The organism is Bacillus sp. SIMBA_026, from assembly GCF_046535335.1.
Lineage (GTDB): Bacteria > Bacillota > Bacilli > Bacillales > Bacillaceae > Bacillus > Bacillus velezensis.
Map to the genome: position 1 here is coordinate 29,476 of NZ_JAWRWX010000003.1, position 25,884 is coordinate 55,359.

At 44.4% G+C, this 25,884-nt stretch carries 27 protein-coding genes; 18 read left to right on the forward strand and 9 right to left on the reverse strand.

Annotated elements, in window-relative coordinates:
- Positions 1-149: 149 nt before the first annotated feature.
- Both SB847_RS16380 and SB847_RS16385 read left to right on the forward strand, forming a co-directional pair.
- Positions 150-1,022, forward strand: a complete 873-nt coding sequence (locus SB847_RS16380; RefSeq protein ID WP_029326108.1) for an ABC transporter ATP-binding protein — start codon at positions 150-152, stop codon at positions 1,020-1,022.
- Positions 1,000-1,653 (forward strand): ABC-2 transporter permease, encoded by a 654-nt coding sequence (locus SB847_RS16385; RefSeq protein ID WP_349553439.1) that lies wholly within the window; start codon positions 1,000-1,002, stop codon positions 1,651-1,653. The genes SB847_RS16380 and SB847_RS16385 overlap by 23 nt, the downstream gene beginning before the upstream one ends.
- A gap of 129 nt (positions 1,654-1,782) precedes the next feature.
- On the opposite strand, the gene SB847_RS16390 is transcribed toward SB847_RS16385, so the two are convergent.
- The 3 genes from SB847_RS16390 to SB847_RS16400 all read right to left on the reverse strand — a co-directional run bounded on the left by SB847_RS16390 (position 1,783) and on the right by SB847_RS16400 (position 3,805).
- Positions 1,783-2,628, reverse strand: coding sequence for an aldo/keto reductase (locus tag SB847_RS16390; RefSeq protein WP_410564476.1), 846 nt, complete (start codon positions 2,626-2,628; stop codon positions 1,783-1,785).
- A 110-nt stretch (positions 2,629-2,738) separates the two neighbouring features.
- The gene (locus SB847_RS16395; RefSeq protein WP_349553435.1) at positions 2,739-3,431 is read right to left on the reverse strand and encodes an LrgB family protein; all 693 of its coding nucleotides are present in this window, start codon (positions 3,429-3,431) and stop codon (positions 2,739-2,741) included.
- A complete protein-coding gene (locus SB847_RS16400) occupies positions 3,401-3,805 on the reverse strand; it encodes a CidA/LrgA family holin-like protein (RefSeq protein ID WP_003156751.1) in 405 nt (134 codons plus the stop codon). The genes SB847_RS16395 and SB847_RS16400 overlap by 31 nt, the downstream gene beginning before the upstream one ends.
- A gap of 195 nt (positions 3,806-4,000) precedes the next feature.
- Between SB847_RS16400 and SB847_RS16405 the strand changes: the two genes are divergently transcribed.
- The 12 genes from SB847_RS16405 to SB847_RS16460 all read left to right on the forward strand — a co-directional run bounded on the left by SB847_RS16405 (position 4,001) and on the right by SB847_RS16460 (position 14,163).
- A complete protein-coding gene (locus SB847_RS16405; protein WP_003156749.1) occupies positions 4,001-4,432 on the forward strand; it encodes a MarR family winged helix-turn-helix transcriptional regulator in 432 nt (143 codons plus the stop codon).
- Between the two features lie 426 nt (positions 4,433-4,858).
- Positions 4,859-6,244, forward strand: a complete 1,386-nt coding sequence (locus SB847_RS16410) for an amino acid permease (protein WP_410578061.1) — start codon at positions 4,859-4,861, stop codon at positions 6,242-6,244.
- Positions 6,245-6,336: 92 nt separating this feature from the next.
- Complete coding sequence (locus SB847_RS16415; RefSeq protein ID WP_042634759.1) at positions 6,337-7,050, forward strand: YjjG family noncanonical pyrimidine nucleotidase; 714 nt, start codon at positions 6,337-6,339, stop codon at positions 7,048-7,050.
- A 10-nt stretch (positions 7,051-7,060) separates the two neighbouring features.
- Complete coding sequence (locus tag SB847_RS16420) at positions 7,061-8,191, forward strand: sensor histidine kinase (protein ID WP_410578064.1); 1,131 nt, start codon at positions 7,061-7,063, stop codon at positions 8,189-8,191.
- A 4-nt stretch (positions 8,192-8,195) separates the two neighbouring features.
- Positions 8,196-8,840 (forward strand): response regulator, encoded by a 645-nt coding sequence (locus SB847_RS16425; protein WP_014416791.1) that lies wholly within the window; start codon positions 8,196-8,198, stop codon positions 8,838-8,840.
- A 141-nt stretch (positions 8,841-8,981) separates the two neighbouring features.
- Complete coding sequence (locus tag SB847_RS16430) at positions 8,982-9,917, forward strand: ABC transporter ATP-binding protein (RefSeq protein ID WP_410578066.1); 936 nt, start codon at positions 8,982-8,984, stop codon at positions 9,915-9,917.
- Positions 9,918-9,926: 9 nt separating this feature from the next.
- Entirely contained in the window at positions 9,927-11,114 is a 1,188-nt protein-coding gene (locus SB847_RS16435) for an ABC transporter permease (protein WP_410578068.1), read from the forward strand.
- The gene (locus SB847_RS16440; protein ID WP_410578070.1) at positions 11,111-12,253 is read left to right on the forward strand and encodes an ABC transporter permease; all 1,143 of its coding nucleotides are present in this window, start codon (positions 11,111-11,113) and stop codon (positions 12,251-12,253) included. Before SB847_RS16435 ends, SB847_RS16440 begins: the two co-directional genes overlap by 4 nt.
- 13 nt (positions 12,254-12,266) lie before the next feature.
- Positions 12,267-12,446 (forward strand): hypothetical protein, encoded by a 180-nt coding sequence (locus SB847_RS16445; RefSeq protein ID WP_011996242.1) that lies wholly within the window; start codon positions 12,267-12,269, stop codon positions 12,444-12,446.
- A gap of 103 nt (positions 12,447-12,549) precedes the next feature.
- Entirely contained in the window at positions 12,550-13,026 is a 477-nt protein-coding gene (locus SB847_RS16450; RefSeq protein WP_032872671.1) for a DUF4879 domain-containing protein, read from the forward strand.
- 80 nt (positions 13,027-13,106) lie between these two features.
- Complete coding sequence (locus SB847_RS16455; RefSeq protein ID WP_032872819.1) at positions 13,107-13,355, forward strand: sigma-G-dependent sporulation-specific acid-soluble spore protein CsgA; 249 nt, start codon at positions 13,107-13,109, stop codon at positions 13,353-13,355.
- Positions 13,356-13,464: 109 nt separating this feature from the next.
- Positions 13,465-14,163 (forward strand): YqeB family protein, encoded by a 699-nt coding sequence (locus SB847_RS16460; RefSeq protein ID WP_032872674.1) that lies wholly within the window; start codon positions 13,465-13,467, stop codon positions 14,161-14,163.
- Between the two features lie 44 nt (positions 14,164-14,207).
- On the opposite strand, the gene SB847_RS16465 is transcribed toward SB847_RS16460, so the two are convergent.
- A complete protein-coding gene (locus SB847_RS16465; protein WP_003156732.1) occupies positions 14,208-14,468 on the reverse strand; it encodes a hypothetical protein in 261 nt (86 codons plus the stop codon).
- A 185-nt stretch (positions 14,469-14,653) separates the two neighbouring features.
- On the opposite strand from SB847_RS16465, the gene aimA reads away from it, so the two are divergent.
- The 3 genes from aimA to SB847_RS16480 all read left to right on the forward strand — a co-directional run bounded on the left by aimA (position 14,654) and on the right by SB847_RS16480 (position 18,333).
- Positions 14,654-16,273, forward strand: a complete 1,620-nt coding sequence (gene aimA / locus SB847_RS16470; RefSeq protein ID WP_007609126.1) for a glutamate/serine transporter AimA — start codon at positions 14,654-14,656, stop codon at positions 16,271-16,273.
- A 535-nt stretch (positions 16,274-16,808) separates the two neighbouring features.
- Positions 16,809-18,017 carry a hypothetical protein gene (locus SB847_RS16475; RefSeq protein ID WP_410578073.1) on the forward strand — a complete coding sequence of 403 codons (1,209 nt, stop codon included), beginning with the start codon at positions 16,809-16,811 and terminating at the stop codon, positions 18,015-18,017.
- Between the two features lie 67 nt (positions 18,018-18,084).
- Entirely contained in the window at positions 18,085-18,333 is a 249-nt protein-coding gene (locus SB847_RS16480) for a DUF2651 family protein (RefSeq protein WP_032872681.1), read from the forward strand.
- 181 nt (positions 18,334-18,514) lie between these two features.
- On the opposite strand, the gene SB847_RS16485 is transcribed toward SB847_RS16480, so the two are convergent.
- Together SB847_RS16485 and glpT are read right to left on the reverse strand one after the other, a co-directional pair.
- A complete protein-coding gene (locus SB847_RS16485) occupies positions 18,515-19,402 on the reverse strand; it encodes a glycerophosphodiester phosphodiesterase (protein WP_410578076.1) in 888 nt (295 codons plus the stop codon).
- A gap of 95 nt (positions 19,403-19,497) precedes the next feature.
- The gene (gene glpT, locus SB847_RS16490; RefSeq protein ID WP_410578078.1) at positions 19,498-20,832 is read right to left on the reverse strand and encodes a glycerol-3-phosphate transporter; all 1,335 of its coding nucleotides are present in this window, start codon (positions 20,830-20,832) and stop codon (positions 19,498-19,500) included.
- A 334-nt stretch (positions 20,833-21,166) separates the two neighbouring features.
- On the opposite strand from glpT, the gene SB847_RS16495 reads away from it, so the two are divergent.
- The gene (locus SB847_RS16495) at positions 21,167-21,409 is read left to right on the forward strand and encodes a DUF2651 family protein (protein WP_007408994.1); all 243 of its coding nucleotides are present in this window, start codon (positions 21,167-21,169) and stop codon (positions 21,407-21,409) included.
- A gap of 55 nt (positions 21,410-21,464) precedes the next feature.
- Here SB847_RS16495 and hpaB read toward each other — a convergent pair whose 3' ends face one another.
- From hpaB to SB847_RS16510, 3 genes are all read right to left on the reverse strand, one after another.
- Entirely contained in the window at positions 21,465-22,910 is a 1,446-nt protein-coding gene (gene hpaB / locus SB847_RS16500) for a 4-hydroxyphenylacetate 3-monooxygenase, oxygenase component (protein ID WP_044802692.1), read from the reverse strand.
- A 150-nt stretch (positions 22,911-23,060) separates the two neighbouring features.
- Positions 23,061-23,486: a hypothetical protein gene (locus tag SB847_RS16505; RefSeq protein WP_044802693.1), complete on the reverse strand. Its 426-nt coding sequence runs from the start codon at positions 23,484-23,486 to the stop codon at positions 23,061-23,063.
- A 72-nt stretch (positions 23,487-23,558) separates the two neighbouring features.
- A complete protein-coding gene (locus SB847_RS16510) occupies positions 23,559-25,733 on the reverse strand; it encodes a glycoside hydrolase domain-containing protein (protein ID WP_088461498.1) in 2,175 nt (724 codons plus the stop codon).
- Between the last annotated feature and the right edge of the window lie 151 nt (positions 25,734-25,884).

Consider the following 25,884-nt stretch of genomic DNA (forward strand, 5'->3'; position numbering starts at 1 on the left):
TTATACTTAAGACTTTAAATTCTCTTTTGTATTTGCCGGCTCCTGCCTCTTTATGAATACCTCGACTAGATATGAAAATAACAACATTTTTGCAATAATCCGGTTAAATTCTCAAAAAAAGTCCTGACAGCAATGATAGGAGTGGAATGATGTCAAACCTTTTAGAAATCAGAAACATCAGCAAATCTTTTGGTCATAAAGCTGTTTTAAAGGATGTTACATTCAATGTGCCTGCCGGATCAATTGTCGGTTTTATCGGTGATAACGGCGCAGGCAAGTCAACAACATTTAAAACGATATTAGGATTAATCTCTCAGGATAGAGGTAAAGTGAAAATCTTTGGTAAAGAGAATCTGGATAAACATATAAAGTTCAAAGAAGATATTGGGGTCGTATTTGATGCGATGAATCTTCCTGCGCACCTTACGATAAAGCAGCTGAATCATGTATTTAAGAAACTATTCGGTGCTTGGGACCAAGATCATTTTTACCGGTTGGTTCATTCTTTCTCTTTACCTATGGACAAAAAAGTGAATACATTCTCGCGCGGCATGTCAATGAAGTTATCCGTAGCTGTTGCTTTGTCGCATAATGCAAAATTATTACTCCTGGATGAAGCAACGGGAGGGCTTGATCCCTCTTCAAGGGATGATCTGTTAAATGAATTAAAAAGCTTTGTGAGTAAAAGCAACGGGGGTATTTTACTTTCATCGCACATTATGACTGATGTCGAGAAGATAGCCAGCCATATCATTATTATGAAAGATGGCGAAATTTTATTAAATGAAGAGAAAGATAAGGTTCTTGAAAGCTATACTGTTATAGACGTTGATGAGGGCCGATTGGCTGAGCTTGACGAAGATATCGTTCTAGCAAAAAGGAATCATGGATCTTATTGGAGTGTGCTTGTATCGGATCAACAGAAATTGCCGAATGGCGTAACGGCCAACACCCTTTCCATAGAAGAAATCAGCGTCTTTTTAACGAGGAGTGAAAACATTGAAAGGTCTGTTACTGACTAACTATTACTTGGTTTATCGAAGTTTCTTTGCATACACGGGGTTGGCCATATTGGTATCAGCAGTCATTTTTTATTTTGGGGATGCTTCAATGCATCGTTTTGTTGCAATGCTGATTATTTTGTTTGTCGTTATGCCCGCACTTGAGGTTATAAAGTATGAGAGCAAGTCTGGCTATGACAGGTATGTCCTGACTTTACCGGTCAGCAGAACAAATATTGTTCAAAGTCACTATTTCTTTTATCTTTTGATTGTTGTGATCGGAACTGTAATATCTTATGGTATTTTCCTTGTATACAGCCTGGGTTCTGATGAACCAATTGACGGCATATTGAATATTGTCTCTTTTGGAACGTTCATCGTTCTCTTTGCCGGTGCAATCGTTTATCCTCTTCTCTACATGATAGGCCCGGAAAAATCCGATGCTATCGTGATTGGAGGTGCAATGGGGGGACTTTTTGCTACCTTTGGATTGCAAAGTGTCGTTGGGTATGCAGCAGAACAAGTACCGCTGTCATTTTTGCACATAAATCCTTCTTTATATGTTCCGATTATATATCTCATGATCGGCGTTATCTTATATATCATTTCATTTTTCATTGCCGCAGCTATCTATCATAAAAAAGAATTTTAGCAACTGATCAATTTATAATAGGATAAGTGTGTTTCAGCCTTTACTGCAAAGTTTCACAGTCTTGGCTATCCCAGAGCAAAAGGTGAAAAAGCTGACGAATGATGCCGTCAGCTTTCTTTATGTCTTTTCTTAAAACTCCTCATACTCCGCCGGGTCTTGGCCGTTTATGCGTCCGTCGGGGCGGGTAAGCGAGTCGATGATGCTCATGTCGTTTTCATCAAGGGAGAAATCAAAAACGGAGATGTTTTCAAGCTGGCGCTCGGGCGATGCTGATTTTGGAATCGGGATGGCGCCCAGCTGGATATGCCAGCGTAAAATGACTTGAGAAATGGTTTTGCCGTATTTGTCCGCAATTCGTCCGAGTTTTTGATCGTTCAATACTTCGCCGGCGCGGGATAACGGACTCCATGATTCTGTCACGATGCCCTGTTTTTCGTGCCATTGGCGCTGCTGCTGCTGATTAAAAGCGGGATGCAGTTCAATTTGGTTGATGCCTGGCTTTACGCCGGTTTCACGTTCGAGCCGTTCGATATGCTCAGGCAGGAAATTGCAGACGCCGATGGATCGGATCAGACCCCATTTTTTCGCATCAATCAGTGCCTGCCATGCTTCCGTGTAGCGGTCTTGTTTCGGGTTCGGCCAATGGACGAGATACAGGTCATAGTAGTCCAGACCGGCGCGGTATAAAGATTCTTGGATGGTTTGTACAGCTTTGTCATAGTCATGGTAGCGCCCGGGCAGCTTGGACGTCACGTATAGCTGTTCTCTCGGAACAGAGCTTCTGCGGATGGCTTCTCCGACCGATCCTTCATTTTCATAGTTATAAGCGGTGTCAATCAGACGGTAGCCGATATCAATGGCGCTGGTAATGGCATGAACGCCATTGTTTCCGTTAAGAGCGTATGTACCGAAGCCGATCGCGGGAATGCTTGTCCCATCCAGCAGTTTCTTTTGCGGAATTGCTCCAGTCATCATTAAATCCCTCCTTGTTTTCTACTTTACCATTATTCTTACAAATGAAACGTAATAATGGAAGGAAATGAGATGATCCGCACATGAAAAAAGCTGACGGAGAACCGTCAGCTTTAAATTTGAAACATCCATGCTACAACGGGGCCGAAGACCGACCCTAACACGGCGCAGAGCGTCATGGAAACAGAACTCATGGAGACCGTTAATTCTCCGTACTCCATTGCTTTTGAGGTGCCGAGCGCATGGGAAGCGCTTCCGAATGCAATTCCTTTCCCGAGTGAGCTGCGGATGCGGATCCACTTGAGAAGCAGCGGTCCTAAGATAACGCCGGAAAACCCTGCGATCATGACGAACACGACTGTCATGGAAGGGACACCGCCGATACCGGACGCAATCTGTATGGCGACAGGCGTCGTAATTGATTTTGGGATAATTGACAAAATCAAACTCCGGCTGATGCCGAACAGCTCTGCAAATAGCAGGCCGCTGACCATTCCGGAGAATAAACCGGCCAACACGCCGCCGATGATCGGAAACATATACTTGATTAACACCCGGCGCTGCTTATAAAGCGGGTATGCCAAAGCCACCACGGCGGGGCCGAGCAGTGAATTGATCCATTGTCCGCCGATCATATAGTCTTTATACGAAATATGAAAAACAAGCAGCACGGCGATAATGAAAATCGTAGTCGTCAAAACCGGTATGAGAAAGGGATATGGAAAGCGCACATATAATTTCACCATAGCCAGATAGGAGGCGGCCGTGAACAAAATTATAAGGATTGCGATACATGCTTGCTGCACTTCTTTTTCTCCTTTCTCTGATTGGCTTTGTGCTCTAACAGCTGGCTGGCGTACCCTGCGGCGATCATTGTGACGATGGTGCTCAGCACGATGATCAGAAACAGAGCAGCCCCGCTGGCGGAAAACAGTGACGGGTAATTGATGACGCCCGTCATGGCCGGAATGAATAACAGCGGAAGAAAAGACAGCAAAAATCCGGCTCCGTCTTCAATCATTTTGACGGGAATGATCTTAACCGATAAACATATGATCAGCAGGATCAAACCGATGATACTGCCGGGAATGGGCAGGTGAAAGAACTGCTGAACGGCTCCCCCGATAAAGGAAAATGCGAATAAAATAATGATTTGCAAGATGATGCGTATGACTTTCACGACAATGCTGTTCTTTGGAGAAGAGCAGCTTCCCCCTTTCTTGATGCTTCGATATGTTTCTTTACTTTTTGCGCATATATTTGTACTATACAAATATATGTATGCAAAATCTTTCTATATGTTTTCTGAGTAAATGTGCATATGTTTGTATTATACAACTAATATTGCTGTTGTCAATTGTAAGGAGTGAGGCTGTTGTCAAAACAAGATCCGATTGAATTAATTGAATATGAGCTCACCACTTTTATCAGGAGAGCTGTTTATCTTGATAACTCCGACCGTAAAATCGGACATCTGGAAAGGGCTGCGTATTTGTTATTACGGCAGCTGGATGAATTCGGACCGGCGCGTGTAAAGGAATTAGCCGAATCTTTTAAGCTGGATATTTCCACATTGTCACGCCAGGCCGCGGCCTTGGAGTCGAAAGAGCTGATCCAGCGTTTTTCCGATCCTTCTGACGGGCGGGTCAGTCTGTTTGCGATTACGAAGCTTGGCAAACAGAGGTTAAAAGCTGATAAAAAGATGCGTCTTGAGCGGTATCATCGTATGCTTGACGATTGGTCAGGCGATGAAAAAGAAATGTTCGGCCGGCTTTTGCTGCGGCTGAATGAGGCGTTTATCGATTAATGCATGATTTTTGCCGGGTTAAGCAGGATTATGGCGTATACAAGGGAGAATGGAAGAGAGTAAGGCTTTACGCCATTCTGCTTAGCAAAAATAATATTGAATAGGGGGCGGAACATGTTTCTCCAGGGACATCCTGTTTCTCGGAGGCTGCGGCATTTATTATCTCAATATTCATAATTCAATAAAAAATGAAAGCGCTTTATTTTTAGTCTGTTGGTTTAGGGTGCAAGGTGTTTACCTGAAAAAAACAATTGTATTTTCCACGGAAATTTATTATGATGGAATAAGGAAATTGGAGATTATATAACAATAGAAAGATAGAATATTTCTAATATTGCGGGAAATGAAGAGCGAGTTAGGTTCAACAGGTGCACCTTCTGCTTCATTATTTCACATATATCAGAGCTGTTAAGAGGAGGAAGCGAAGTGGCAAACAAAGAATTAAAGAGAGGCTTAAGCGCGCGTCATATACAGATGATTGCGCTGGGCGGCACGATCGGTGTCGGTTTATTCATGGGGTCATCCAGCACGATCGGATGGACAGGGCCGTCTGTCCTGCTGGCTTATGCGATCTCAGGTATCTTTATTTTTTTTATCATGCGTGCGATGGGCGAAATGCTCTATGTAGAGCCGAGTACAGGGTCGTTTGCGACATTCGGCCATAAGTATATACATCCGTTAGCCGGCTATATGACGGCGTGGAGCAACTGGTTTCAATGGGTGATCGTCGGGATGTCTGAAATTATCGCCGTCGGTTCGTATATGAAATATTGGTTTCCTGATCTGCCGGCATGGATTCCCGGCATTATCGCCATGGCCATTCTCGGTGCGGCGAATTTAATTTCGGTAAAATCTTTCGGTGAGTTTGAATTTTGGTTTGCCATGATTAAAATCGTCACCATTATTCTGATGATCGTGGCCGGAATCGGGATTATTTTCTTCGGTTTCGGTAACGGAGGGCATGCGATCGGATTATCTAATTTATGGTCGCACGGCGGTTTCTTTACGAATGGTTTTTCAGGATTTTTCTTTGCCTTGTCTTTGGTTGTTGCGGCCTATCAAGGGGTCGAACTGATCGGGATTACGGCAGGAGAAGCGAAGGACCCGCAAAAAACGCTGCGAAGCGCGATTCAGAGTATTATTTGGCGGATTTTAATTTTCTACATCGGTGCGATTTTCGTCATCGTTACCGTATATCCGTGGAATGAGCTTCACTCACTCGGCAGTCCGTTTGTTTCGACATTTGCGAAAGTCGGGATTACGGCGGCGGCCGGTTTGATTAACTTTGTTGTGATTACCGCTGCGATGTCCGGATGCAACAGCGGGATATTCAGTGCGGGACGCATGCTTTATACATTGGGCGTGAACGGACAGGCCCCGAAATTCTTTAAGAAAGTTTCTTCGAGCGGTGTGCCGATATTCGGTACGCTTGCGGTATTAATCGGACTTGTGATCGGTGTCGTGCTGAACTACATCGCGCCTCCGAAAATTTTTGTCTATGTGTACAGCGCGAGTGTGCTGCCGGGAATGATTCCGTGGTTCGTCATTTTAATCAGCCATCTCGGTTTCAGAAGAGCGAAGGGCGCTGAACTTGATAAGCATCCGTTTAAAATGCCTTTTGCGCCGTTTACAAACTATTTGACGATCGCTTTCTTACTCATGGTATTGATCGGCATGTGGTTTAACAAAGATACGCGGATTTCTTTGGTTGTCGGGGTGATTTTCCTGGCGATTGTGACGGTCAGCTATTATGCTTTCGGTATCGGCAAGCGCATGCCTAGTGAAAAATCGAAAATAGAAGACGCTGTATAATTCAAAAAGACACCTCTCTTACAGGGGTGTCTTTTTCGGCTTGTCCGCGAGTGGTATACTGGTTAAAAAAAGCAGAACCGGGGGAAACATCGATGAGTCATTACCGTACGTTATTATTTGATATAGACAATACGCTGCTGGATTTTACCGCTTCAGAAACCGATGCTCTTCAAAAATTGTTTCAAGGTTCAAAGCTGGAGCTGACGGCAGAGGTGGAAGCCCGTTATAAAGCGTTAAATCAGGGGCTGTGGAAAGCGTTTGAAGAGGGGGAAATGACCCGCGATGAAGTGGTCAATACACGGTTTGCCCTTTTGTTTAAAGAATACGGCCTCGAAGCCGACGGCGTGCTGATGAATCAGGCGTACCGCCAATACTTAGAAGAAGGGCACCAGATGATAGACGGAGCTTATGAGCTGATTGAACGGCTGAGTCCTTTATTTGATTTATACATCGTGACGAACGGCGTCTCAAGATCACAATATAAGCGGTTGGGCGACTCCGGTCTGTATCCGTTCTTTAAAGATGTGTTTGTATCTGAGGACACGGGTTTTCAAAAGCCGATGAAGGAATACTTTGATTACGTGTTTGCGAGAATTCCCGGTTTTTCTGCCGAGGGCGGACTTATTATCGGCGATTCACTGAGCGCGGACATAAAAGGCGGTCAGATGGCGGGAATGGATACGTGCTGGTTTAATCCCGGAAAGAAAGCAAATGAGTCCGGAATCATCCCGACATACGAGATTCATTCGCTTGATGAGCTGTATGATGTGCTGAACGTGGAGCGGAAAGCCGCCGCTCATTTGTAAGGAGAATTCGATGAAGATTGCACATACGAAGTTACTGATCAGGGGTTTTGCATTACTATCAATCTTTCATGCGATTCTTCAGCTTCCTCCCGGCCGGGGGGAGCTGAAGGTTTTTTTGTCTGTGCTCGTGATTATGCTGACGGCTAATGACTGCCTGCGGCCGCTGTATATGAAGAGAAGGCCGGCTGTATATCAAGGCTCTTTTCTCCTGAGCAACGTTATCGCGGGAGTACTTTTGTACAATGTCTATAGTGTGGGGACACAGGCCGTAATGGTGCTTTTATTGGCGGAGGTGCTTATTACTGATAAGCAGATTTCGGCTGTTTTGTTAACGATGAATGCCGCCGCATTTGCCGCCGCTTTATACGCCGGCGGAGCGGGTGTCAGTGATATCGTGCCGCCATACTTCATCATGTTTGCGGTGATTTATTTATATCGGAAAAACCTGCAGGAGAAGTCGAAGGTTGAATTGCTGAACCGAGAGCTGAAGATCGCTAATGACACACTGAAGGAATATTCAGACCGGATTGAGGAACTGGCCGTTACGAAAGAAAGAACTAGAATTGCGCAGGAGCTGCATGATTCTCTCGGTCATTATCTGGCTGCTCTGAAAATGAATTTGGAATTTGCCGGGAAGACAGCCGGGCATCAGCCGGACAAAGTGAAGCAGATCATTCATAAGGCGCATGATCTTACGAAAGAATCCATTTTAAAGCTTCGCCAGGCCGTTATGCTGCTGCAAGGCTCTTTGCCGGGGCGGGGATTTGAGCAAGAGCTCCGTGACATTTTCAGCCATTTTCAAGAGGCGGGAGGCATACGCTTCGAGCTGGAGATGGACGCGGCCATAGAAGCGGAACAGCCGGATGTGAAGCATTGTCTTTATCAATCCGTTCAGGAAACGATTACGAATGCGATAAAGCATGGACATGCTTCATATGTTTCTGTCCGGATTCAAAAAAACCGAAACATGATATTGGCGCATATTCATAATAACGGCTCAGCCTGCGGAACGATCATAAAGTCAAATGGTCTGAAAGGAATTGAGAAAAGAGCAGCCGCACTTGGCGGAGAAGCTGTTTTCTCTTCGGGAAATGAAACGGGTTTTGACGTGAAAATAAACATTCCATGCAAGGAGGAATAATCAAGTGAATGTCATGATTGCAGACGACCAGTCCATTGTGAGAGAGGGGCTGAAAATGATTCTGAGTCTTCACGAAGGAATTCAAATATCGGGAGAGGCTTCTTGCGGCGAAGAGGTTCTCCGGCTGCTTTCTCAAACCGAAACCGATGTGATTTTGATGGATATCAGAATGCCCGGTATGGACGGAATCGAAACGACAAAAGCGGTAAAAGCGCGATATCCTTCCGTAAAAGTCATCATTCTGACAACGTTTGAAGATGATCACTATATTTTTGCCGGGCTGAAAAGCGGAGCCGACGGTTATCTCTTGAAGGATGCTGATTCAGATGAAATTATCGCCTCCCTTCAAGCCGTTTATGAAGGGAAGATGATGCTGAATCCCAAAATCACGGTTTCCGTCGTAAAAGCGCTGAACAATATGGAAATCCCTGCGGTGCAGGAAGAGCCGCAGTCAAAGCTGACGGAGATTCTCACGCCGAGAGAGCTTGATGTGGCGAAACACATTATGGAAGGCAAAAGCAATAAACGCATTGCCGCAGACTTATTTCTGACTGAAGGCACTGTGAAAAACTATGTATCCAGAATCCTCGATAAACTTGAAGTGTCAAACAGAACCGAGCTTACCTTATATTTGCAAAAATTGCTATAACCCCGCTTCACCCTCCTCTCTCCCTTTTTATCACTAAACACATGACGAAAGTAATACCCATATCGAGTACGAAAGTGAATAGAAAACAAGGATTGCCGAGAGTAGAATAAGTGCAGACATGACACAAGGAGTGCTGCACGAATGCTCGAATTAACGGATTTGACAAAGAAGTACGGCGATTTTACCGCTGTCAATCATATATCACTGCGCGTCGAAAAAGGAGAGATATTCGGTCTGCTGGGACCAAACGGCGCCGGTAAATCAACAACGGTGTCGATGATCAGCACCGTGCTCCCGCCGACGGGCGGAACAATCTGCATTGACGGAACCTCATTACAGGAGCAGCCTGCGGCCATAAAAAAAGTGATGGGAGTCGTCCCGCAGGAAATCGCTTTATATCAAGCATTAAGCGCAAAGGATAATTTGGCTTTTTTCGGGAGTCTGTACGGACTTTCCGGTAAGGAACTTTGTAAACGGGTTGATGAAGTGCTGGACATCATCGAATTACAGGAACAGCGAAATCAAAGGATATCTGAGTTTTCAGGCGGCATGAAAAGACGGGTGAATATCGGGGCCGCGCTAATGAATGAACCGAAACTATTCATTTTAGATGAACCGACCGTCGGAATTGATCCGCAATCCAGACACCACATTCTTGAAACCGTGAAGACGTTAAATCAAGAAAAAGGGATGACTGTCATTTACACGAGTCATTACATGGAAGAGGTCGAATACCTCTGTGAAAAAGCGGCGATCATTGATCACGGCTCAATCATTGCCTGCGGGACGAAAGACGAATTGAAGCAGTCAGCCAAAGCTTCTGATACCCTGATCGTGAATGCAGAGGGGCTGAATGATGATGCCGTTAAAAAAATCCGCCGCATTCCCGGTGTTGCCGAGGCTGCTGTCAGCCAGCAGACCATTACGATGCTCGTCTCTGCGGCAGATCGCAATATCCTTGATATTGCGGATGATATCAGGAAAACCGGTATCACCATTAAGGGCATTCATTTCGAGGAAGCCAATCTGGAAAGCATTTTCCTCCGGCTCACCGGCAAAACGCTGCGGGATTCATAGGGGGGCGTCATGAAAATATTATTCAGGCTGATCTTATTAGATTTTCGGTTATTGGCCGGAGCAAAGTCTTTCTATATAAAACTGATTCTGTTTCCGGCACTGATGATTTTTATTTTAGGAACGGTTTTTCACGGCGATTCGAAAGTGAAGCCATTTCAGACCGCGTTTTATAATGCGGATCACGCGGAGAGTTCTTTCGGCGACGTATTAAAGAATGACGTGCTGAAACAAACTGATCTCATCCGTGTAAAAGACATAGGCAGTTACCAAGAAGGGAAACAGCTTGTCGAAAGCGGCAAAGTCTCCGTTTTTGTATACGTACCGAAAGGCTTTGCAAAAGCGGCAGAACACAATGAAAAAACAAGTATCAAAGTCATCTCGGACCAACAGGGCTCTGTAAACGGAGAAATTGTGGAAATGATGGCCGATTCGTTTGTCACCAGAGTAAAAGCGGAGATCAGTGAAGAAAAAGCGGTGCTGAAGAAGTCGGGACATCTGTCAAAGGGAGATGTCAGCAAAATCATCAGCGGCCTTTCGGGTGAACGTGAACAGGCTGTCACCATTACGAAACAGTCAGCCGGCAATCACGCGGCTCCGATTGATGCGATGCAGTATTATTCAATCGCAATGGTCGTCATGTTCTCCATTATGACCGCGTTTGCGCTCATTCACGGCATAGTGGAAGAGAGACAGCAGCACACGTTATTCAGAATCAAATCAATGCCTGTTTTACGTATCCAGTATGTGGCGGGTAAGCTTTTGGGAATCATGCTTGCCATCCTTATGCAAATGGCTGCCGTCATCATCGCAAGCAGCATCTTGTATCAGGTAAAATGGGGCAATTTGTTTGAAATATTGCTGGTTACGATTGTTTATTCATTTGCGATCGGCAGTATCGTGCTTCTTTGGGGGGGTGCTGCAAAAAACCACGAGACCGTCTCAAGCATGGCAGCTCCCATTTTATACGGATTCAGTTTTTTAGGCGGAAGCTTTATCGCAAAAGACGGCTTGCCTGACAGTTTGAAAATCGTGCAGGAGCTGATACCGAATGGCAAAGCGATCAACAGCTATGTCAGTGTCACGCAGCATGCCGGTCTGAGCGGTATTGCGGCGGATTTGGCAGAGCTTGCCGCCATCGGCGCCGTGTTTTTATGTTTGACCATCTGGGTGTTTAAACGGAAGGAGGCTGTTTCATGATGCAGCTGTTATTCATGATCAGACATCAGCTGAAACTGATGCTGCAAAATCGGGCTGCCATCTTTGCGACGATTTCCGCCCCGCTCCTTCTCACATATTTCTTTTCCTTTTCTGCGGATGGCAGTCAGCAGAAGGAAGTATATGTAGCTGATGAGGATCAGAGCGTCTATTCAGCGCAATTTATGAAAATGATTCAGACAGCCGGCCATATAAAAGTCACGAAGGTCACGGAGGACGTATTAAAAACAAAGGTTAATCATCAGGATATATCCTTTGGATTGCTGATCGGCTCTCATTTTGAAGAGAAATTATTTTCCGGAGATGAATTGAACGTTTCATTTATTCAGAATGAAGAAAAGGGTGATGCTGTTTTGACAGAGCAGCTGATTGCGCAGCAGGCGGGCGCGCTGAAAAAAATAGTCCGCGATGCAAAAGTGATATCCCGCACGCTGCACACCGACGGGAAGCAGGCGGCAGCTGATCTCTTGAAGGATATTCAGGGTCAAACCGCCGTCAATGTTGACCGCCATCACGTTTATGAAGGCGGACAGGCAGCCGACAGACTTACCGGATTTTTAGTGATGTTTATCTGGTTCGTTGCAGTCCAAAGCCTGCGATCATTTATAGATGAACAAGAAAATCATACATATGACAGATTGCTGAGCACGCCCGTTTCCTATACGGCATATGCAATCTCTAAGTTTGCGGCGGCGTATCTTTTCGGACTTCTCCATATTATCGTGATCCTCGCTGCCGGAACATTCATGCTGCATATCCGTTTTGCTGATCATGTTTTTGCTGCGGGAGCGGTGCTTGCGGCCTGCTCGTTTGCGCTGACTGCTGTAACGATGGCCGTGATACCGTTCATGAAGAGCCAAAAGCAATTCACGTCGCTTGCTTCCGTTTTTATAGCTGTCACGGGTTTATTGGGAGGGGCTTTCTTCACATTAGACGCAGCTCCGGAGTACATGCGGATGCTGTCGTTGTTTACCCCTGAAAAATGGGCGATCGGCGCATTTCAAAACAATGGCGGAGGCAGCATGCAGATAGTGCCGCTGAGCCTGTTTCTTGCCGCCGGTGCAGCGTCATTGGTCTTATCACTTTATATGATAAACCGTCATATGAAAAAAAACGGTTAGAAGGGTGGCTGCTTTGTATATGGCAGAAATGATCGGAATCATAGAATTGCTCGCGGGAGCCGCAATGAACGTATGGATCGGGAGGCTCGGAAAAACCTTTTTCGGTAAAGATGACAGAAGTTCGAGAGTCGTGTTAAGAATCTGCGGCATCTTTCTCATGATCAACGGCGTTTCAAGAGCGTTTCATATCTAGTTCACAAAGTGTTCCGGACTCTTTTATAAAATGTAATCTTTTTCCTTGTAAATCGTGTAAAATAGTATAGGATTCTACGAAAAGAATAAGAGGGGGAAGAAACATGAAAAAGAGACTCGTTACGCTATTCGCGGCGGCCGTTGCTGTTTTGTTGCTTGTGAGCGGGTTGTGGGCTCCATCAGCGTCTGCGGCGCCGGCTCCTGCTTTAACACAAATCCGTATTATCGGTGTGACGTCTGACGGTCAGAGTTACCAATGGGAAAATATCGGGCCGAACCAAATCAGCGCATCAAAACCAATGAAGGGTACAACGGGTTATTTAGCCGTATATTTCCAAGGGTATCCGAACAATAACACGATCCAGGCGTTTAACAACGGAACGAATATTACAAGTCTTACGTCAAAAGCGCTGGAAGATGAATATACGAAAAACGGCAATATCGTTACAGGCTATATTAAATATTACAGTGTTCCTCTTTCTTATGTCAGTTCAGGAACGTTCTCTTTCTCCGCAACGGGGCTGAACGGGCCGTACACGCCATTAAGCAGCGGGTTTTTCTCCATTCAGGTACAGAGTTAAAACAGTCGTCCGGTGCTTTCATGTATAGTTTTTCTCTCTTTCCGGGAAGCTATTCCTATAGAAAAGGGAGGGCTTACATGATGGACAGGACACTCGGATATTTGCGCGAGTCGCTTTCGAACCACTTGGAGCATGACGTGTGCCGAGGGATTTATAAAAAGCTTCAGGTGAAGCATTATGCAAATGAGGGCGAGTTTGTGAAAGATCTAAATGATTTGGAAATGGATGTGCTGAATCAGGTGCTTGAAAAGGAAATCAAATATGCTGAGAACGAGCAGGATGAGAAGCGCACGATGGAATTGAATGAAGTATATGAGCTCCTGTTTTAAAAAGCCTCCCGGCGGCCGGGAGGCTTTTTATTGTTTCGGAAACAGTTTACATAATCATCCAAACCTTTGTATAATGGATAGTTGTGAAAAAAACAGACGGAGGAGAAACATGAACGAAATAAAAAAACAGACGGTTCTTGAGTTATCATCGGTTGAAAAAGCTTTAGTTTTTCTGGTGCCGCCATTATTGGGGCTGATCATCGGATGGTTTCTGCCGGTCATTGCGAAATGGGCCGTAACATTGGATTGGCTGCCTGTTATCGGGCCGCTGGAAATGATCGCTTCTTTTCACGGATGGAAGGCTGCGGCTGTCATCGCCGTTATCGGCTTAATCGGGGGATTGTGGCTGACGCGGACTGTTTTTAAAGAATGTCTTACGGCGGTCGTGACGGACAGCGAGGTGTCCTTAACCATATATAATGAAGAAAGCGTGTACTCGAAAGACAGCATTTCCGGTGTGTTTACGGATGAAAAGCATCTTGTCTTATTGGGGACTGAAGGGCAGGAGCTTTTTCGGGAGAAGCTTGAGCCGGCGGTTGAAAAAGCGGCTGATGCGTTTCGCGCGCATGGGTATGTCTGGCTGGGGACGGAAGATCCTTTTAAAGAAGAATATAAACGGTGGGTGCCGGACACGCCGGATTTGGAGCCGGGGGCTAATGCTCTTTTAAAAGCGAGAGAAAAGGCGCTGAAAGAGGAAGAAAAGGCTGACGCGAAAGAGCTGAAAGCGGAAATAACCAAGCTGGGCATTACCGTTCGGGATAAAGGCTCGCGCCAATATTGGCGGTTCTATCAAACGCCGTCTGCATAAAAAAGCTGCCGCCGTTTGATACGGCCGGGCAGCCCGGGAACAGATTATTTCTTCTTGTCATCATAATATTGAACCGGGTACATGGAGCCTTCGGATACCATTTTGTTATCTTCAATATCTTCGGGGTGCGGGTTGCCTGCTTTGTTGACGGGGAATGATTCAATATCCTGCTTCCCGGAGAGCGATGTTTTCATATTGCGGATAAAGTTCATCACCTTTTGGCGGTTTGATTTATCTTTGAGCAGGTAGGAAGTCACTCCGACAGTCGACACGGCAAGTCCTGAAATGAGCAGTTTTTGTTTCACGATAAAAACTCCTTTCTATTTCTGGCTTGCAGTAGTTATTCCCGCTTAACGGCTGTTTAAACATCTGAAGGGTAATTTTGGCTTTCTGCTTTAATGCGATAAAGATTGACAAAACTATTTTCAGAATAATATTATAAATATATGATAGCGCTGGAGTCATATTTTAATTGAAAGGTGTTAACTTTATGAATCAATTACATCGCAGAATGGGAACGTTTGCACTCATGATGGTCGGACTTGGGTCGATGATTGGCTCCGGCTGGTTATTCGGAGCGTGGCGGGCGGCTCAGATTGCGGGACCTGCCGCAATTATTTCCTGGATTATCGGTATGATCGTTATTTTATTTATCGCACTTTCTTACAGTGAATTGGGTTCAATGTTCCCGGAAGCCGGGGGAATGGTAAAATATACTCAATATTCTCATGGATCATTTATTGGATTTATCGCAGGATGGGCAAACTGGATCGCGATTGTTTCCGTTATTCCGGTGGAAGCGGTTGCGTCTGTTCAATATATGAGCTCATGGCCGTGGGAATGGGCAAAATGGACAAGCAATCTCGTTCACAACGGCACTCTTACGGGAGAGGGGCTCGGCTTCGCATCCGTATTACTGATTATTTACTTTTTACTGAATTATTGGACAGTTAACTTGTTTTCAAAAGCGAATTCATTGATTACCATCTTTAAAATTATTATTCCGGGGCTGACAATCGGAGCGCTGCTGTTTACCGGCTTTCACGGCGGAAACTTCACATCCGGTTCAAGCATTGCGCCGAACGGCTGGGCGAGCGTGCTGACGGCGGTGGCCACATCAGGTATCGTATTTGCGTTTAACGGGTTTCAAAGCCCGATTAACATGGCCGGAGAAGCGAAAAATCCCGGCAAATCGATTCCGATTGCGGTTGTCGGTTCGCTGCTGGTCGCAACCGTCATTTACGTCCTATTGCAAATCGCATTTATCGGTGCGGTTGAACCTTCCATGATCGTTCACGGCTGGAGTCACCTGAACTTCAACTCTCCATTTGCCGATTTGGCGATCGCATTGAATATCAACTGGCTTGTCATTATTCTTTATGCGGATGCGTTCGTATCTCCGTCAGGAACGGGTATCACATATACCGCTACGACGTCACGCATGATTTACGGCATGGAAAAAAATAAATATATGCCGAGCATTTTCGGAAAGCTTCATCCGCTGTACGGCGTGCCGCGCCAAGCGATGATTTTCAATCTGATCGTATCGTTTATCTTTCTGTTTTTATTCAGAGGATGGGGCGTGCTTGCTGAAATCATTTCCGTTGCGACGCTGATTTCTTATATCACGGGTCCCGTGACGGTGATGACGCTGCGGCGGACGGCGGGGGATTTATACCGGCCTCTCCGTCTGAAAGGCCTCAGCGTGGTTGCACCGCTCGGCTTCGTGTTCGCGTCTCTCGTGCTGTATTGGGCGCGCTGGCCGTTAACAGGGCAGGTGCTGTTTATCATTTTGATCGGCCTTCCGATTTATTTCTACTACCAAGCGAAAGCGAAGTGGAAAGGATTCCGCAGAAACTTTAAAGGCGGCGTCTGGATGGTTTTCTATCTGCTCAGCATGATGGTCATTTCATGGCTCGGAAGTGAAAAATTCGGCGGTCTGAACATCATTCCGTACGGGTGGGATATGGGGCTGATCGCAATCGTTGCCCTTGCCTTCTATGCGTGGGCGCTGAAGAGCGGCTTCAAGACTGAGTATTTGAAAGACGCCAAAGCAATCAATGATCAATTAAAAGGCGGACAGGCGGAAGCCGCTGCCGGAAAAGAATAGTGATTGATAAAAACCTTGCGGTAAGTTCCCGCAAGGTTTTTTTATCGGGCAAAAAAACATGGGTTCGATACAGACGTGACGATGAATGAGAAAGCCTAACGACAGGCAACCAAGGACAGTATTCTTTTTTTTCTCATGATTTCTCCGTCTTATCAATAACTGTCTTCCATACTAAAGAATGAATGTAAAAGATATGTTGGGCGGCTATTAATCTTTTATGTTTCTTTCTTCTCCGTAACTTCATCCGTTTTCCTGTACTTCAAGTCAAAGCTTTAGAGACAAAACAAATAATTAACCACAGAAAAAATACAGTACGTAAGTCGGGATTACAATAATTGTATAATAAATTAAAATATAGGAGAATAAACAAATGGCAGGAGGTAATAAGTATGAAAACGCGAAAATTAGGACTGGACGACTACCCTAGAGACATCAGAGATTCCAATTATACAAAAACTATTAAAACATTTTGATGAATTATTTTCACTCCCTAAGTTTATTTAGGGAGTCATATTATTAAGGAGTGAGATTATATTTGAACAAGATTAAGTGGCTTATTATAATTGGGGTCATAGTATTAATAGGTATATTTATATGTATCGGAACATTTAAATATACTAATTCAGTTTCTGATGTTAAACAAACTGAAACAGAAAAAGAAAAGAATTTCTTGAATGATAAAATTGCAGCTATATATTATTCAGCAACAATAGATTACTCTAAAGATGGGAGTTACACTGTATATATTGATGAAAAAGGAGTAGCAACAGCTGTAAAAGGAGATGCTATTGAGGTTGGAACCATTGCACAAGATGAAAAAAACATAGTTAGACAGGACAAAAAAGAAGTATATATGATAGGCGATAGCTTTAAGAAATTCCCGATGCAACATCAAGTACATACAAGTTATGGGCAGTCATCGGGTCATTTAATAAAAGGAAATATCTTTTATTTTTTGAATAATCAAGAAGTCGGTAAAAACCATTATAATAGCTTAATCAGATGGGGTAACAGCAATGGATTTCATGAAAAGATTATTCCGGGTTTCTATACAAGTACTGGTAATGACGGTGAATATATTTACGTGATAAATGAAGATTCTTCAATCAAAACACCGACTTTTCAGGGTATTAAAATAGATAAAGATAAAGTTACAGTTACAGTAGGGAAAGGAACAACAATTCCTATATTAAATGAAGAAAATTGGAGTGTTTATTCACAGATAATAGTTAAAAAAAGCTCAGCCTTTTTTATACTATATAACCAAACGGATAAATCAAACAAAGTAAAATTCAAAGTAGCAGAAATTGATTTAAAGCATAATAAGTTTAAAGGGGCATATCCTTTAGGCAGTTATAATATCCCTGATGAAATTTCTCAACTGGCAATTCCTCTTTCCACTAATAACTTTTTTGTGAAAAATGACACTTTATATCATTTGGCAGCTAATTCAATACTTTATACTTTTGATCTGAAAAGTATGAAGCCGAAGAAAAAACTCCCATTACATAGATCAACAAAATTTGAAAACCAAGCAAAATTCACTTATTTTGATGAGTCTGAAATTTTCTTGTTAGAAATAAGCAAGGGTGGGAAATATGTGATTAATTCTTACTCTTATAAAAACGGAAAAAAATTAAAATCTACTCCTATCAGAGGACTTGAAAAAATTATTAACAATACCCATGTTTCTGAATATGACTTTTTTATGATTAAGAAAAACAAAGAAGTATGGGGTGATTAGATATAAATGGCTAGACAGCTGAGTGAGTATACTTAAGGGGAAATTAAATTCACAAAGGAGAATAATAATGGATGAGCTAGATCTTGCTTTTGGTATTTTACCACTTTCTATTATCGTCTTATCGATTATATTCACTTATATTTTCAAAAAAGTGTATATAATGCCGCTTGTCAGTATAGTTATTTCTGTCATACTAATGTTTACTGTTTTTAATCTATCCTTTTGGGGATGGGTTGTTGTCTATGGTTTAGTATCACTAATATTATCATATATTACAAATAGTGTAAGAACGAAAATAGATAATAGAAATAAATAATTATATCCTTTTGTTTGTAAGGTATCATAGGTAATTCAAAATTACAGTGATACCTTTAATTAATATAAAGGTGAATGTAAGCTTTAATAACATGCTCCGCCCGCTACATAACCCATAACGGCGTTTGCATTATCGGGCAAAAAAACATGGGTTCGGCATCATCTCCGAACCCATGCTGACTTTATGATTTGTATTCTTTTTTAACCTTTTGGAATATATCCGCATAGTTGGTAAACACACCGGTTACGCCCCAATTCAGCAGACGGCGCATGTCCGCCTCGCTGTTCACGGTATAAGGGTGAAGCAGAAGGCCGTGGCTGCGAATGTTTCGGACATTTTGAGCGTTCAGCGATTTGTAATCCGGTCCGATTCCGACGGCATATGTTTTAATGTCCGTTAAATCTGCGTCAGTCATTGTCGTCATCTGTTCCGCTTCAAGCAATTGGACGGCGGGAAGTTTCGGATCGAGCTGTTTGATTTTCAGAAGGCTGTCCCTGCTGAAAGACTGAATGATAACTTGTCCAAGTTTCGCATGCTTACCTGCCAATTTGTATTTTTTCAGTGAAGCGATCAGTTTTTCTTCCATACCCGGATATGTTTCGGGCGCCTTTGTTTCAATATAATAGTTTACATGTCTGCCGAACCGTTTTAACACGTCATCAAGTGTGGGAACGCGAAGTCCGGCGTATTGCGGTTTTGCTTTTTCCGGATAGGCCTTATTGAACCAAGAGCCGGCGTCGAGCTTTTGAATCTCGGCTAATGTATGATCCTTCACCCAGCCTTGTCCGTTTGTGGTGCGGTCCAGTTTTTCATCATGCATGACGATCAGCTTGCCGTCTTTTGTCATTTGTAAATCCAGCTCAATATAGTCAGCCTTCATTTTTTGCGCAGTTTCATAAGAAAGGATCGTGTGCTCCGGGACATACCCCGAAGCACCGCGATGGGCAATGGTCAAAATTCTGTCAGGAGACAAGAGGTTTCCTTTTCCCGCTGCCGATACAGGCGTGACGATGAATGACAATAAACCGAGTGAAAGCAATACCAAAGCAAACAACTTATGTTTCCGCATGTTTTCTTCCCCCTTAAAAATCAATATCTGTCTCTAGTGTAGAAAATCGTTGTAAATGCTGTACTGCAAAAATATTAATCTTTTATGTTGTTTTCTTACACATGCTCCGCCCGCTTGCCCGTATTCCACGTGATAGCCAAGAAGACGATGGACAGCACGCATGAGGAGATAAGCATGATAAAGCCGCCGTTCCAGTCAAAGCGGTCTACGACATAACCCATGATGGCGTTGGCGAAAGCAGAGCCTCCGATGTAGCCGAAAAACCCGGTTAAGCCGGCTGCCGTTCCCGCCGCTTTTTTAGGCGCAAGGTCAATGGCCTGAAGCCCGATCAGCATGACAGGTCCATAGATTAAGAACCCGATGCTGATCAGCGCGATATTATCGATGAGCGGATGACCGGCAGGGTTAAGCCAGTAGACCAATACAGCGATAAATACGCCGGCCATGAACAGTACGCCTGCCGGCGCGCGGCGGCTTTTGAAAAACCGGTCGCTGATCCAGCCGCACAAAATCGTTCCCGGAATTCCCGCATATTCATAAAGGAAATAAGACCATCTGGAATCTTCAGGAGAGAACCCTTTCGCTTCCGTCAAATAAGTCGGCGCCCAGTCAACGACACCGTACCGCACGAAATAAACAAAGACATTGGCAAATGCGATATACCACAGAAATTTATTATTCAGCACGTATTTGAAAAGAATTTCTTTGGTCGTCATCTCTTTTTCCTGGTCTTTGAACGCATGTTTCGGATAGTCATTCCGGTATTCTTCAATCGGCGGAAGCCCGCAGGATTGCGGCGTGTCCCGAACGAGAAGAACAATCACAAATGAAATAACGATGGCGATAATCGCCGGAAAGAAAAATACGCTTTTCCAAGTAACAAACATGGCGATGCCGAGAGTCACGAGCGGGGCGAGAATACCTCCGCCTATGTTATGGGCGACATTCCATATCGACATTTTCGTGCCGCGTTCACTGATGGAAAACCAATGAGCCATCGTCCGTCCGCAAGGCGGCCAGCCCATTCCTTGAAACCATCCGTTAATAAACATAAAAATGAACATAATCGTCACGCTTGACGTGACCCACGGCATGGAAACAAATAAAATGTTTACGACACCTGACAAAAACAGACCTGTCGCAAGGAAATACCTCGGGTTGCAGCGGTCAGACACCATCCCCATAATAAATTTACTGAAGCCGTAAGCGATTGATACGGCCGCAAGCACCAAGCCAAGTTCCCCTTTTGAAAACCCTTGTTCCTGAAAATAAGGAATAGCGAAGGCAAAGTTTTTGCGAAGCAAATAATACCCGGCATACCCGATGAAAATCCCCAAAAATACTTGCAGCCTGAGCCGTTTATAGGCCGCATCCGTCTTTGAATCATCCAATCTCTCAATATGCGGAGCCGGCTTAAACAATTGAAACATCATATCCTCCCCTTTGCTGAACGTCTATCATGATGTATGTATGACTCCTTTCCTTGAAAATGACAAAAAGAACCAGAAATCACCCTTGTGAAAGGGCGGGGTTTCCTGGTTCTCCTCATCTCCATCCAAAAATCATTAACTTGTGTATGATAGCGCTTTCTTAAATTATCACAGTCTGGCGTGAATGTAAACGCTTTAAGGAAAGTTTTCATTTTTTTGAATAAATAACCGGAGGGAATATCAGCCGGAGCGCGAAAGATTTGAAGTACTCGATTTTGTACTCAGGCATAAGATGTGTTAGGCCGAACTAAGAAAAGCGAAGGGAGTGCATCTGTTGATTGATGAATTGGATTTTGCGTTCGGTGTTCTGCCGCTTTGTATCATCATCTTGTCAGTCGCCGGAACATATCTGTTTAAAAACGCGTTCATTATGCCGGCTGCCGCTTTGGCCGTTTGCCTTATATGCACCTTTACCGTATTGAATTTCTCGTTTATCGGGTGGGCCGTCGTGTACACGCTCGTCTCTTTCGCGTTATCGCATATTACGATGGTGGTGATCAGCCAAAATAAAAAATAGGATCGGCGGCAGCCGATCCAGCTATCAAAAGCAGAGATGTGCTCTCTGCTTTGTTTTATTTATGAATGTGCAGGAATTCCTTGATGACCGCGGTCTGTTCTTCTTTCGGGTAGCTTCTGTACAGATGGCTGGTTAAGCGGACGGGATCACCGAAGAAGTACCGCTCATATTGTGTCTGTCTTGTTCCAAAGGGGCTCATGGTCAAATCCCATGCGAGGCGGAACACTTTTACCCGGTCCTCAGCGTTCAATTCGGCCGCCTGCAAATATTGGTCAAGGTCTCCTCTGATGTCAGAACGGAACGCTTTTTCAGTCGGCAAAGTCACCATTCCGCTTGCCCCGATCAGCTGAATGATTTCCGTGAAGCGCGGGTAGATGTCGGGAAAAATCGCGCTGACCACACGAAGCGGAGTGACACTCGGACGCATATAACCCCATTCATCTGTTTCCGCATCATTCTCCGACTTTTCCAAAAGGGCTTTCATCGTTTCCAGACCGGTGATGATTTCAGCCATCTTAGCCTGAATATGCTGATATTCGCCCACATCTATCGCTTCGACAAGCGTTTGGGCGAGGCCCAGGAGAAACTCCGTTTTTACAATTTGTCTCGTGATAACTTGATGAAATGCGAAGGCGTTAAAAGAGCTTTTCATATTAAAATCAAAAGCCGCCTCATAATTATTATAAAAGAATACGCGTTCCCAAGGGACCAAAACGTGATCAAATACAACGATAGAATCCATTTCTTCATATCTTGAGCTGAGCGGATAATCAAACGCTGATTTTCCGAGTACGAAAGATTCCCTGCAGATGAATTTTACTCCTTTTGTATTGGAAGGGATTGAAAAAGCGAACGCTTCATCCGATTCAAAATACATTTTAGGCAGAGAAACCACGAGCACTTCATCCGTCAGGCCGCCTTGTGTGGCTAAAATCCGGGCGCCGTGTATGATGAGGCCTTTTTCATTTTTATCGACGACTTTTGCCGAGATAGGTGTCGGCGATACGTTTACACCCATTTGTGAACGATTCACCTGAGGGGTGATAAACGTGTGCGTAAAAGAAAGATCCTGTGCAGCAGCGCGTTCATACAGCGCTTGAACATGTTCCGGAAAACAATGCTCGCGGTCTTTCAAAAGCGCGGCGGAGGAGGCGAAGCTCATCAGCACGGTATTCATATAATCCGGGCTTCGACCCATCATTCCGTGCGTGTGTCTGGCCCAATGTTCGAACATGTTTCTTCTTCTTTTTACGTCTTCTTTCGTTTTCGGCTGCAGGTATGAAAGCCCGGCCCGTTCTTTTTTACCGGGAAGACTGTAAGTCATTTGATCTTTCATATCCGGTTTCGTTTGCAAATCATAAAGAGAGCGCTTCGTTTCCAGAAGGCCCTTAAATGCGGGATGTTCAGAAATCTGTCCCTCGATCTTTTCACCATCGAGCCAAATCTCATTTCCAAGCTGATTTAATCGGTCAATGAACATTTTTCCATTAATGATACCCATCATGTCGCCCTTCTTTCTTTGCAGATCCACTACCTCATTATATTGAAAACGAAATTGGGTGTTCCGGTTATTTCCAAAGGGGAAGAGCCTTTTCTGATAAGGGGGGTGAAGGGTTTGCATAATAAAAAAACCCCTTAAGCAGAGGGGTTTTTAACTGATCATGTCTTTGTATCGTTGTTCGAGGACGAAGTCTATCATTCCGGTGATACGGGTGTTTTCAGATTTTTGTCTGAAACGGTCAGACACTTGGATTTTTCTTGAAAACGGAAATACAGCAATAATCCAAACAAGGCCGGCCAGACCGAAAACCATCTGCAGAGCCATTTCAATCAAATCATTAAAATGAGTGCTGAAAAAAAAGATATATAACGTGATGAATGTGACTGTACATACAATTTTGACAGTATGTTGAAAGGTGAGGGGCGGTTCAGTGAAACACATTTTCATTTGATTCAGTGTGAGCGAATCTTGTTTCATTAAGTATGTAAGCAGTTCTTCGTCATTTTGACTTCGCGGAATCAAATCGGTTTCTATTTTTTGAACGGTTTCCTTGTATGTCTGCATATCAATCTTCATGCGAATCCTCCTTTAGAAATAACTCCAAGAATACTCATTGAGCATTCCTGGAGCAAGGAGCTGCCTGTTCAATTATAGAAATAGTGATAAAACCGTGCTGAACAAGGCTGCAGCTCCTCCTAATTCAGGTGCTAAAACGACTAAAGCACCGATCCCTACAATAACAATAATTCCTGCGCCTGCAATAGCCATGGTATTCACGACAGAATCCCAATCCGGGGAGTACACCTCTTCGGAATCCGGCAACCTGAAGCTCTTTTGTTTTATTTTAAATGTAATGGTAGTTGTTAGTCCAGTTGTAGCACTGTCACCGACCGGAATATCAGGTGTATAAATTTTAAATTGAATATTCAGCGATCCCGCAGCCGGATTGACATACACTTCTAAATAACCGTTGCGGACTGACAAGCTCAGACTGTTAAGCAGGTTTTGATAGGAATCAATTTGTGATGCTGTAAAAGAGACTTGTGAATCTCCCATCAGACCGGTAATATAAGCTCCCGGTTTGCCATTTGTAATGGTAACTGTGTTGGGAGAACCTTCGCTTGGCACTGTTGCCAAAAGTGAAGTAGATAAAAGAATATCCATTTCAGGTGATGCATAAATGGTTTCTGTCTTGTCGAATTCAAACATGGCATTCGCAAGATTCGATATATTTTCTAAAGCAGGAATGGTTGTTAAAATATCCGTCAGTGTGCGCAGTCTTGCATCATACACAGGATCAGAAGGCGGATGGACGCTGCTTACACCTGAGTCTTTTCCGGAGTATCCGTCTTTGTCAATGGCGACTTTTCCCGCTCCGCTTCCGATCGTTCCTTCATAAAATTGATCAAAAGCCCAGTTTTTCGGCATCGGGTATCCGAGGTTGCCGCTGAATCCGGTCGACATGTTAGCCGTAAAACTATATTTGGTCAGACCTGCTTCTGACGTCCGGATACAAATGTTTCTCGGTCCGTATACCCCGATTTCATATTTCGGCGCAGTTGAGAACGCCTGCATTTTCATAAAAGCTGACTTGATTTCTTGAAAGTAAGGGATGATTTTATCTGTGACTTCATAATCATACGCATCGAAATCGACGGCAAAGTAAATGGTCGTTCCTGACGGAAAGCCTAATCTTCGGGCGGCTGATGCAGCGCTGTACGCATCTCTCGTTCCTTGGTCTTTTACAAAATAAGAAGATTCATAGCCGCCGTCCTGATAAATCGGAAACACGCTTAAGCCGGCATTGAAAATAGTGGAGAGTTCTTTTGACGTTAATGCTTTCGATGTCAGTCCGCTGCTTGTCCGCACATTCCCGGTCAGATATCTTCCCACGATCTTATAGCCATTCTCACGCAAAGTTTTAGCCGTATCTGCCGTCAAAATGGCGGCGGTGTCACAAGCTGAAGCAGCACGGGTTGTGTCGCCTGAGCTTGATAATAAAGCTTTAATCGTCGGCATGTCCGCATAACCAGTCTGCGGCAGGCACATAAACTTTTGGAAAGCTTTCACTGCCGATACAACGCCGACGCCGTATTTTCCGTCGAATTCACCGGGGTCAAATGACTTCCCATTACAGTAAAGCGCGTATTGAACAATCAAAACAAAGCCTGTCCGTGAGTCGCCGGGAGTCAAGGTAGGACATAAGCTGGTCGTTCCGTTCCCGAAAAATCCATTGGCGACGCTTGTGCTCATGCCTTCTTCTTTTTGCAGGGCATAAATGAGAGCCTTGTTTGTATCGCGGGCATATAAGCCGTCACAAGGCATCAAGCCGATGTAGTCATTGTAATCCCGGTTCAGGTTCTGCTGGATTTGGCGGATTTTTTTGTCGCCTCCCGCTACTAATCGAAAAGCGCTCATATCCAGCAAGGCTTTCATAATGAGTGCCGTGACGATGCCGTCTTGCTTAGTGAGCCCGGCCGCTTTTTGAAACTCTTTTACAGCGCTTTCGGTATTTTCATAGAAAACGCCTGAAAATCCGCCGGGGTTAAAACCTTTACACCACAGCGCCCCTTGCAGAATGTAATTCATGTTTGTCGGCTTAGAATCGGGAGCCTGCTTTTTCAACGGCTTAAACAATCTTTGTGTCGTCGGGCCGAAGTTATCGGCAGGTTCTGAAATACCAAGTTCAATTTGAAGCGCCCGTGTCAGACCGTAAATGGTATCCCAGCCCGTTTTTCCGTTTTCCGGTACTTTGTTGTACCCGTGTCTGCCTTTGTACGTTTCATTCAGCCATTGTTGTGTTTCCAGGACCATTTCGTCCATTGCAATCCCTCCATTAGGTGTAGTGTGCGTTCATTCATAGGTGGCAAACGTATGACAGTTTGTCATGGGTGCAGAAGTTTATCCAAGGAGAGCCCCATCATACAGCCGCAGAACAAACGCCGAAAGAGAGGCATTGATAGGAAAAGACCTC

Excerpts from the sequence above, each read along its gene's own strand:
- SB847_RS16505 (WP_044802693.1), bottom strand. The coding sequence starts at position 23,486 with ATGAAGATTGATATGCAGACATACAAGGAAACCGTTCAAAAAATAGAA.
- SB847_RS16390 (WP_410564476.1), bottom strand. The coding sequence starts at position 2,628 with ATGATGACTGGAGCAATTCCGCAAAAGAAACTGCTGGATGGGACAAGC.
- SB847_RS16415 (WP_042634759.1), top strand. The coding sequence starts at position 6,337 with ATGAGTCATTACCGTACGTTATTATTTGATATAGACAATACGCTGCTG.
- glpT (WP_410578078.1), bottom strand. The coding sequence starts at position 20,832 with ATGTTTCAATTGTTTAAGCCGGCTCCGCATATTGAGAGATTGGATGAT.
- SB847_RS16480 (WP_032872681.1), top strand. The coding sequence starts at position 18,085 with ATGGATGAGCTAGATCTTGCTTTTGGTATTTTACCACTTTCTATTATC.
- hpaB (WP_044802692.1), bottom strand. The coding sequence starts at position 22,910 with ATGGGTATCATTAATGGAAAAATGTTCATTGACCGATTAAATCAGCTT.
- SB847_RS16380 (WP_029326108.1), top strand. The coding sequence starts at position 150 with ATGTCAAACCTTTTAGAAATCAGAAACATCAGCAAATCTTTTGGTCAT.
- SB847_RS16450 (WP_032872671.1), top strand. The coding sequence starts at position 12,550 with ATGAAAAAGAGACTCGTTACGCTATTCGCGGCGGCCGTTGCTGTTTTG.
- SB847_RS16420 (WP_410578064.1), top strand. The coding sequence starts at position 7,061 with ATGAAGATTGCACATACGAAGTTACTGATCAGGGGTTTTGCATTACTA.
- SB847_RS16440 (WP_410578070.1), top strand. The coding sequence starts at position 11,111 with ATGATGCAGCTGTTATTCATGATCAGACATCAGCTGAAACTGATGCTG.
- SB847_RS16510 (WP_088461498.1), bottom strand. The coding sequence starts at position 25,733 with ATGGACGAAATGGTCCTGGAAACACAACAATGGCTGAATGAAACGTAC.
- SB847_RS16485 (WP_410578076.1), bottom strand. The coding sequence starts at position 19,402 with ATGCGGAAACATAAGTTGTTTGCTTTGGTATTGCTTTCACTCGGTTTA.
- SB847_RS16460 (WP_032872674.1), top strand. The coding sequence starts at position 13,465 with ATGAACGAAATAAAAAAACAGACGGTTCTTGAGTTATCATCGGTTGAA.
- SB847_RS16435 (WP_410578068.1), top strand. The coding sequence starts at position 9,927 with ATGAAAATATTATTCAGGCTGATCTTATTAGATTTTCGGTTATTGGCC.
- SB847_RS16455 (WP_032872819.1), top strand. The coding sequence starts at position 13,107 with ATGGACAGGACACTCGGATATTTGCGCGAGTCGCTTTCGAACCACTTG.
- SB847_RS16430 (WP_410578066.1), top strand. The coding sequence starts at position 8,982 with ATGCTCGAATTAACGGATTTGACAAAGAAGTACGGCGATTTTACCGCT.
- aimA (WP_007609126.1), top strand. The coding sequence starts at position 14,654 with ATGAATCAATTACATCGCAGAATGGGAACGTTTGCACTCATGATGGTC.